We start from the raw sequence: 8387 nt of genomic DNA, 5'->3' as shown, positions 1-8387 counted from the left end.
TAAGGTTCAGGACGGTGGGAGGGGCGAGTTCCACCACGGTGGGGGGGGCGAGTTCCATCGTGGTCGGCGGGGCTTTTGCCATGACGGCTGGTGGGGAGATGTGTCTCTCTGCTTCTAAAATTAAACTGGTTGCTAATCATATTGTCCTTCAGGGGGGCCAGATTGATCTGAATCCTGGAGACAGTTGCTGTAGTTGCGGTGGCGGTGGCGGCGGTGGTGGTGGTGGCGGTGCGGCTGCTGTTCCTGGTCTGCCTGGATTGTCTGCGTTTGGCTTTATCGGCCTGTCATTACCTTTACCCGAGTTACCAACGACTACAACGCCGGACATAACCATAGAACCCGATGTATCGACGCCGGAAATAACCATAGAACCCGATGTATCGACGCCGGAAGTTACCACGGAACCCGATGTATCGACGCCGGAAGTCACCACGGAACCCGATGCATCGACGCCGGAAGTTACCACGGAACCCGATGCATCGACGCCGGAAGTCACCACGGAGCCCGATACATCGACGCCGGAAGTCACCACGGAGCCCGATGTATCGACGCCGGAAGTCACCACGGATCCTGATGTATCGACGCCGGAAGTCACCACGGAGCCCGATGTATCAACGCCGGAAGTCACCACGGCGCCCGATGTATCAACACCGGAACCAACCGGGAGTGGTGGTCCTCCGGGTGGAGAAGATTGATTGACCTGCCAGGTAGCATAAGTGTGAAAACGATGGCATGGAGCGCGTTTTTATCCACGCCATCATCATGTGTTCTGATTTTTTTCTCAACGGAATGAGGTGATGTATGTCACAAAATGCCGCCAGATTAGGCGATGCAACGGGACATGGTGGGGCATTGGTGAGTGGCTCTGGCAATGTTTTTATCAATGGACTGGCCGCCGGTGCCGTAGGGATCAGCATCGCACCTTGTGCTCTGTTGCATGGTGCCGCCCCGGTAGCCTGTGGATCGGGTAGTGTATTTATCAATGGTAATCCTGCCGCAAGACTTGGTGATGTGACTGGCTGCGGTGCGCCAATTGTCAGCGGTTCTGGTGATGTCTTTATTGGTAACTAAACGATGCAACTGTTAATGACCTGGCCCGATACTCAATGTGTTTTCCATCTGACAGATGATTATACCTTTAATAATGCGGCCTGCTTCAATGTGAAAAATGGAACATTTGGGCCGCCTTCTCCCGAGGATAAAAACAATGTTGTTTATTTTTATACAGCGGCTGTCGGGCCGATCATTTTCAATGATTGCGAAACGTTCGTTTGCCTGATTGATGGTGTGGACATTGCGCGTGGCCAGACTTACGCTCTGCGGTTTGGCGCGGCAATCCAGCTCGGTCATTTCACTTTTTCAGTGATGTTGAGCGATGAACCTGTCGCTCATGAAGATATGTTGTACAGCTTACTCAATGTGCATTCTGAGGAAGAAAAAGCCAGTGTGATTGTCCCGGAACTGGAGGATATTTTGCCCAATGGAGGACATTACACGGGCGACCTTCGCTACTTCAACGAAGCGATGACGGGATCTGAATCAGAAAATGACATCCTGAAGAAACTTGAGGTTGAATATAAAAAATTTCTCATTTGGGGAGAGCAAAACAGGAAGTTTTTTGACGAAAATCCAGAGCTTAATAATAAACTTTCCGGCAGTGATCATTATTTTGATGTCATCAGAGATGAAATGAAAAATAAGACGCTGACCGAGTGCATTATCGAAGCGCCCTCACTTATTGATGAAGTGTGGAAGGCGCTGAATATGATGGATTATGATGATGAGTTGTTAGGTGAGGAAGCGAAACTGGATATTTTAAAATCGTTAGCACCGGAAAATATTTCTTCAAGAGAGAAAGCTTATGTGCCGGAGTTGGTATTCCAGGATCTCTATAAAACAGGGCTGGACAGCCTTTATTGATAATCAGGGAAAGGAACAGATAGCATGTTTGAAGCATCTTCATTAACTGAATTACTAAAATCGTCATCACTGAGTGATGTTATCGCGGATGTTCTGGTGCAGGTGAAAGCGAAGCCGGAGGATATTTCATGGCGCAATACTTTGTTCAAGCTGTACTGTATTGAGGGACTGTGGGAAAAAGCATTAATGCAGCTTCAGACTATCGAGTTGATTGATGATCATGTGCATAAAGATACTGAGCTTTATAAAAATCTGGTGTTCAGCGAGCTGATGAGAGACAGCGTACTGGCTGGCGAGCGTACCGCAGGATTACTGGATGGCTCGCCACCAGAGTGGATGTCGTTACTGCTGAAAGCCAATAAGTTGCATAGGGAGAACCAGCATCAGCAATCTGAGGCACTGCGCATCCAGGCATTTGAACTGGCACCTGAAAGTGCAGGGAAAGGAGAAACAACGGGAGTATTTAACTGGATTGCTGACAGTGATGGTCGTATTGGACCCGTCTGTGAGTTTGTCAGTGCGGGGGGCTACCGTCAGGTACCTTACTCTGTTATCCAATTGATGCACGTGGCGCAGCCTAAAGATTTACTTGATCTGATTTGGGCTCCGGCGCATATAAAAGTTAATAATGAATTTTATTATGGTTATATCCCTGCTCGCTACCCCTTATCTCATGAGGCAGAGCAAGATGTGAAGCTAGGCTTCCTGACCAGATGGAATGAGGAGTCGGAAATATTTTCCACCGCTATGGGAAGGAAAGTATTGATTACTGACCGGGGAGAGTTTTCTCTGCTGGAAGTGACAGAAATCACGTTCGCATAACGGGGCCAGCAATGGAGAAAAAGCAGTATTTTTTACCCACGTTGTTTGAAAGACTTCTGGATGATGAACCCAAAAAACAGCAGGAGAGCTATGATGCATTTTATTTTGATGCGAAGGCGATGCGTGCTGTGGTACAGAAGGATATTTCCTCTGTACTGAACAATACCAACATTGAAGATCAATTGGATGAGCACCGGCATAAGGCCGTCTGCGGTTCAGTGATGAACTATGGTATAGCGGCTTTGGTAGGAAGATACGCCAACCATCATAACTGGAATATTATCGAGAAAAACATCAGAAATGCGTTGCTCCGTTTTGAGTCCAGAATTATTCCTGAGTCACTGTTAGTGAGACCGTTAATTGATAAAAATCATCCGGGGAAATACGGCATGGTCCTGTTTGAAATTCGCGGGTTGATTGCATGGCATCCTCATCCTATCGATCTCTGTATCAGCGTAGCTTATGACGTTGAAACTGCTAAAGTCGATTTAAAAAGTGTTTGAGGGGGAGGCAGACTCCCCTTTTCATCTGCGCATCGCAATGGTTAAATCACCTTCTGTCAATAAAATTCAGGAGGCCTTGTGCTGCCATCGCAAACAGTCAGTCTGACCATCCCCCGTAACTGGATTGACCTGTATGAAACCATCTGGAAACCTGACTATTTTCCTAAATGGATCTCCGGCCTCAGCCCGTCTTCACTGGTGCAGGAAGGCAACTACTGGAAGGCGACCGGGTCGGATGAGACCGTAAAAATCCGTTTTACCGATCACAACCCTTTTGGCGTAATGGACTATTACCTTGATCGCGGTTTTGGCAATGAAGTATATGTACCGATGCGGGTGCTGGGGAACGAAGAAGGGGCGGAAGTGTTGATCACCGTCTTCCGCCAGCCGTTGTTATCCGATGAAAAATTCGCACAGGATGTTGAGGGAGTCACGCGCGATCTGCAGGCCTTGCATACATTGCTGACCACCTGATCGCCAGTGGCTCACCCTCATACCAGAACGGTGTGATGGTGAGCCGGGCGGGATCAACGCGGGCCGTTGCCGTTAGTGGGCTTGCGCGGCTATGGCCTTGCGGGCGTGGGCGACCTTATCGGCTTTAACCTCAGGCGCGGCATTGCCCCAGCTGTTGCGGATATACGTCGTGACCTGGGCAATTTGTTGATCTGACAGTTTCCAGTCAAATCGTGGCATGCGTGCCGCAGTGGGGTTGCCTGTGGTCACTGCGCCGTCAGAGCCGTTAAGAATCACGGTCAACAGGCTGGCCGGGTCGGCGGCATTGAGTTGCGGATTTTTCGCCAGGGTCGGGATCATGTTGCGTACCCCAGCTCCGGATGAAAGATGGCATGCCGCGCATTGCGTATCATAAATCAGCTTGCCGGCATGCATCGTGGCTGAATCGTTGGCCAGGGCGGCAGGGACGGAGGGGGTCGATGCCGGGCGCGTTTTCAGGTAAGCCGCGATTGCCGCCAAATCTTCCGGTGTCATATGCTGGGTTGAGTTCTCGACGGCTTCCGCCATCGGTCCGGATGCCACGGTAAAGCGGTTACTGCCGTTATGCAGATAGTCGACCACATCCTGTTCGCTCCAGTGACCCAGGCCAACATGCGCATTTGTGGTCAGATCCGGAGCATGCCAGCCTTGCAATGTCGTCCCCTGCATGGCGTTGCTGACGTCGCCGCCAAAAATATTTTTTGCCGTATGACAGGCTGCGCAGTGGCCGGGGCCGTTGACCAGATAGGCGCCACGGTTGAGTTGTGCGCTGAGTGAGGCCGTTGGTGTAAACGGCGCGCCATGGAAGAAGAGTAAATTCCACCCGCCCAATAACCACCGCTGGTTATACGGGAAGGATAACTGGTTCTCGATAACCTTGTTATGGACTGGGGCGATCGTTTGCATGTAAGCCCAGAGGTCATCGAGATCGCTATCCGTTAGCGTTGAATAGGCGGGGTAAGGCATCGCCGGATAGAGAAAACCATGCGAACCTTTCCCATGTCTTACCGCCGCATCAAACTGGCCTTTACTCCAGTTGCCAATACCCGTTTCTTTATCCGCGGTAATATTGGAGGACAGAATCGGGCCAAATGGCGTATCAATCTTGTAGCCACCGGCGAAGGGCTTATGGCTGTCTGAGGTGTGGCAGGCCACGCAATCTGAGGCGATGGCGACATATTCCCCTCGTGCTATTTTGTCGCTTAGCGCTTTACCTGACAGGACGTCGGTATTATCCGGATAATGTTGGTTCAGATCGATGGCGACGCCCACACCATAGCCGAGTGCGCCCAGCACACCAATTCCCACCAGTGCGCCAATGAGTTTCTTCAGGGTCATGGAACGTCTCCTTTACACCAGCGATCCGGGGTTTTTGATGTAGCGATCGATGATGGCGCGCGCTGTATGCAAGGTGAGCGCACCGATGGTGATCGTCGGGTTGTAACCGCCATTGTTAGGAAATGAAGACGCGCCGCTGACGAAGACGTTATGTGCATCCCAGTGTTGCTGAAAGCGGTTTAACACTGAGGTATTCGGATCGAGCCCCATCACCGCTCCCCCCATGGTGTGCGAACTGTCGAATGGACGCGAAGGATTGTAGTGGTCATCGGCAAAGGACTGCGCCCGGATATTTTTACCGCCCACCGCTTCAGCGATTTCACGGCAACGATCCCGGATGAAGGCACCGGAGCGCTTATCATTGAGGTTATAATCATAGGTCATGCGCAATAGCGGTTGCCCATGGCGATCTTTGTAGGTCGGATCAAGATCCATATATTGGGTACGATGAGCATAGCTGGTTCCCTGTCCCTGGACCATTGCCCAGTTCTGGTAACTCTCTTTGAAATCTTTTTTCCAGCTTGAGCCCCATTGCCGGTGGCCTGGCGGAATTTGATCCGCAAGACTGATCGGCAAACCGGTATTCGATAACGCCTGAATACCTGCACCGCCGATAAAGCCAAGTCCGCTGTGGTCGAAGTTGTCGCCATTGAAATCATCGATTTGCGTCGCCAGCGCGCCGGTGTTCATGAACGGATTAAGGTATTCATTTGGCAGGTTCAGGAAGGCGTAAGATAAAGTCTGGAAGTTGAACGCGCGTCCTAAGGTGCCTTCTCCGGTGCGTGGGTTATAGATTTTGCCTAATTTCGATAACATCAGCAGGCGCACGTTATCCAGTTGATAGGCTGAAATCACCACGATATCCGCAGGCTGGAAGCCGTAGTTACCGTCTGAATCGATAAATATTGCGCCGGTAGCGGTTTTACCATCAGGTGATTTCTCAATGCGCAGGACTTCACACTCAGTCAGCATGGTGAAATTTTTTCGCTGCATCAGCACCGGCATGACACAGGCATTCGGTGATGATTTCGACCAGTTGCCGCAGCCATACAGTTGGCAGTAACCACAATAGGTACAGGGTGCAAGATTGATACCGAGCGCGTTGGTATAGGCTGCACCGATGGTTCCTGCCGGAACCGGAAACGGGTGATAGCCCATTTTAGTGGTGGTTTCAGCGAATAAATCGTTCCAGCGCGAACGCACCAGCGAGGGGGTGGGGTAAGGGTGACGACGGCTGCCCTCAAAAGGATTACCGCCAGGCTGCTTCACTCCATTGATGACGCCTGCGGTGCCTGAGGTGCCGGCAATTTTTTCGAATCGGTCGTAGAAGGGCTCCAGTTCATCATAGGTCACGCCCCAGTCTTGTACGATCAAGCCATCGACCAGTTGTTTGGCGCCGTAGCGATCGAGCACGCGGCTCTTCACCTGCATATCCCAGGGGAGAAAACGCCATGACGCCGCAGCCCAGTGGGTACCTGCGCCACCTACGTTCATCCCCAGCGTCCAGTTATTCCATTCACGGCCAGGTAAGGCGGTTTGGTTTTCATTGTTACGAAAAGTATAGGTTTCGACCGCTGCGGGTTGCAGGATCTCTTTACGCACCGCATAACGGAGTTCATCGGGATCGGTGGTGGTAGGAAAATCTGCGCTGGTTTCACGCCAGGCGCCACGTTCAATGGCCACTACCTCTAATCCGGCACGCGTTAATTCTTCCGCCATCACCGAGCCAGCCCAACCCAACCCGACAATGACGACATCTGCCCGGGATCTTTTATAATCCATCATTCAAACTCTCAGTAATAAGTTGCCAGAATTAGCTAATGTTCAATAAACTGATCGGCTCAAGCTCAACGCGCCGCCCTTTAATATTGATGTAATCCCGATAATCGTAACGCGCGCCCGGAAAACCGATCATTTTCCAGCCCACCATATTTTTATTTCCGCCATATAACGGGTCAGCGAGGAAACCCTCTTTCACATTGGTGAGCATTGCGCTGAATAACTTATTACTGCTGAACACGCCGTAATTAAATTGTCCGGCTTCCATCTGCTCCAGATAATGGTCTTGCTGATCCGGGGTCAGTTCGGTAAAAGATTTGCCATACCGTTGCTGGCAATGTCTGTCCATTGCCGCCAGGCCCTTACGATAAATATCGGCGGGCGTCAGCAGAGTTTGTTCCCCCTGTTCTGGCGTGCCATTGACTATCGGGCCTAATTTGTAACGATGTTGGGCGGCACCATAAGGTCCGGCTAATTGGTTATCAGTGAAAATGACGCAGCCCGCTTGCGATGCGGAGACAGATAACTCATCGGCAGGGATCAGACGATCGTACACTGCCTGCACCAATTCGGCTTCACGTTCCGTAAAGAACACGCGTTTTGAGGCATCAACGGCACGAGGGACAGGACCGGTGGGCGACAACCATCTTTCGCCACCGGTAAAAACTTTCACCGCGGCACCTGCCGGTCGAAATATCGAGGCGACTGTGGCGCTGGCGATTAACACCAACCCACTTTTTATGACTTTCCTGCGTTCCACATTTACTCCCAATTGACATAACATCACAACGCGCACCACATGCGCAGATTTATCAATATGAACGGATATTCAGTGTGGATTGGTTGGTATTTTTATTGCATATGTTTATTGTTTTTAGCTGGTGGGTAATTATTAATTAACAACTAAAACACACTGTTAACAAATATCTTTGTTTATTTGTAAACGAAGTGTCAATGTTAATGGTGATGTGTTTACATCATGATTTATATTTGAGCTTTTTTTGCAACAATTAATTATTAACGGTGAGTGACTAAATCGGCGGAAGATATTAATTCTCTGGCGTTCAATTACTGTTTTGTTATTACCAGCAGGTAACGGCTCTCACCCGCAGCAATATTGCGGAAAGTGACCGGCAGGTCGACAGCAAAACTCAGGCAGTCACCTTCATCACGCTGAAAATTCTCGCTGCCGTAAGTGACCCCGACTTCACCGCTGATCAACCACAGTTGCTGACGATAAGGTTGCTGTGTCCATGCCGGGTAGCTGATCTGGCAGCCTGTTGGTAGCGTAATTTCCACCAGTTCAGCCCGTTCGGTACGGCTGACCTGGCGACGACCATAGCCCAGAATGGGATCTTGCCACAGTGCCTGTGCGCTTTTTTTATGCAGTGGAGGGAGCGAACCCGCTTCATTCAGCAGCGACGTCAGTGAAACACCCAACCTGGCCGCGAGTTTCCCCAATACTGCCCCGTTGCGCACGGCGTTTTATCAGCAGACGAGGGCAGGTAAAAAAATAGCAGATCATTGGGCCTG

Annotated in this window: 9 protein-coding genes and 1 pseudogene; 6 read left to right on the top strand and 4 right to left on the bottom strand. The window is 50.6% G+C overall.

Translation table 11 applies throughout. The features are described 5' to 3' along the window. From EH228_RS20305 to EH228_RS19195, 6 genes and pseudogenes are all read left to right on the top strand, one after another. Positions 1-695, top strand: a pseudogene (locus tag EH228_RS20305) (type VI secretion system tip protein VgrG); the annotation flags it as partial. 106 nt (positions 696-801) lie between these two features. Continuing rightward, complete coding sequence (locus tag EH228_RS19215; RefSeq protein WP_152323220.1) at positions 802-1071, top strand: PAAR domain-containing protein; 270 nt, start codon at positions 802-804, stop codon at positions 1069-1071. Between the two features lie 3 nt (positions 1072-1074). Further along, entirely contained in the window at positions 1075-1920 is an 846-nt protein-coding gene (locus EH228_RS19210; protein WP_152323219.1) for a TagK domain-containing protein, read from the top strand. A 24-nt stretch (positions 1921-1944) separates the two neighbouring features. Continuing rightward, entirely contained in the window at positions 1945-2742 is a 798-nt protein-coding gene (locus EH228_RS19205; protein WP_152323218.1) for a type VI secretion system accessory protein TagJ, read from the top strand. A gap of 11 nt (positions 2743-2753) precedes the next feature. Next, positions 2754-3245: a type VI secretion system baseplate subunit TssE gene (locus tag EH228_RS19200; protein WP_152323217.1), complete on the top strand. Its 492-nt coding sequence runs from the start codon at positions 2754-2756 to the stop codon at positions 3243-3245. A 78-nt stretch (positions 3246-3323) separates the two neighbouring features. Then, positions 3324-3719, top strand: a complete 396-nt coding sequence (locus EH228_RS19195) for a polyketide cyclase (protein ID WP_152323216.1) — start codon at positions 3324-3326, stop codon at positions 3717-3719. A 72-nt stretch (positions 3720-3791) separates the two neighbouring features. Here EH228_RS19195 and EH228_RS19190 read toward each other — a convergent pair whose 3' ends face one another. From EH228_RS19190 to EH228_RS19175, 4 genes are all read right to left on the bottom strand, one after another. Then, positions 3792-5075: a c-type cytochrome gene (locus EH228_RS19190; protein WP_152323215.1), complete on the bottom strand. Its 1284-nt coding sequence runs from the start codon at positions 5073-5075 to the stop codon at positions 3792-3794. A gap of 12 nt (positions 5076-5087) precedes the next feature. Beyond that, the gene (locus EH228_RS19185) at positions 5088-6857 is read right to left on the bottom strand and encodes a GMC family oxidoreductase (RefSeq protein ID WP_152323221.1); all 1770 of its coding nucleotides are present in this window, start codon (positions 6855-6857) and stop codon (positions 5088-5090) included. A gap of 31 nt (positions 6858-6888) precedes the next feature. Then, positions 6889-7614, bottom strand: coding sequence for a gluconate 2-dehydrogenase subunit 3 family protein (locus EH228_RS19180; protein ID WP_152323214.1), 726 nt, complete (start codon positions 7612-7614; stop codon positions 6889-6891). A gap of 308 nt (positions 7615-7922) precedes the next feature. After that, positions 7923-8315 (bottom strand): cupin domain-containing protein, encoded by a 393-nt coding sequence (locus tag EH228_RS19175; protein ID WP_152323213.1) that lies wholly within the window; start codon positions 8313-8315, stop codon positions 7923-7925. Positions 8316-8387: the final 72 nt, after the last annotated feature.

The organism is Erwinia endophytica, from assembly GCF_009295515.1.
Taxonomy (GTDB): domain Bacteria; phylum Pseudomonadota; class Gammaproteobacteria; order Enterobacterales; family Enterobacteriaceae; genus Erwinia; species Erwinia endophytica.
The sequence above is the reverse complement of the archived record's forward strand: the minus strand, read 5'-3'. Positions and strand labels throughout refer to the sequence as shown.

Bases quoted from the DNA above. Each gene is read 5' to 3' on its own strand.
- EH228_RS19205 (WP_152323218.1), top strand. From the start codon at position 1,945: ATGTTTGAAGCATCTTCATTAACTGAATTACTAAAATCGTCATCACTG.
- EH228_RS19190 (WP_152323215.1), bottom strand. From the start codon at position 5,075: ATGACCCTGAAGAAACTCATTGGCGCACTGGTGGGAATTGGTGTGCTG.
- EH228_RS19210 (WP_152323219.1), top strand. From the start codon at position 1,075: ATGCAACTGTTAATGACCTGGCCCGATACTCAATGTGTTTTCCATCTG.
- EH228_RS19185 (WP_152323221.1), bottom strand. From the start codon at position 6,857: ATGGATTATAAAAGATCCCGGGCAGATGTCGTCATTGTCGGGTTGGGT.
- EH228_RS19200 (WP_152323217.1), top strand. From the start codon at position 2,754: ATGGAGAAAAAGCAGTATTTTTTACCCACGTTGTTTGAAAGACTTCTG.
- EH228_RS19215 (WP_152323220.1), top strand. From the start codon at position 802: ATGTCACAAAATGCCGCCAGATTAGGCGATGCAACGGGACATGGTGGG.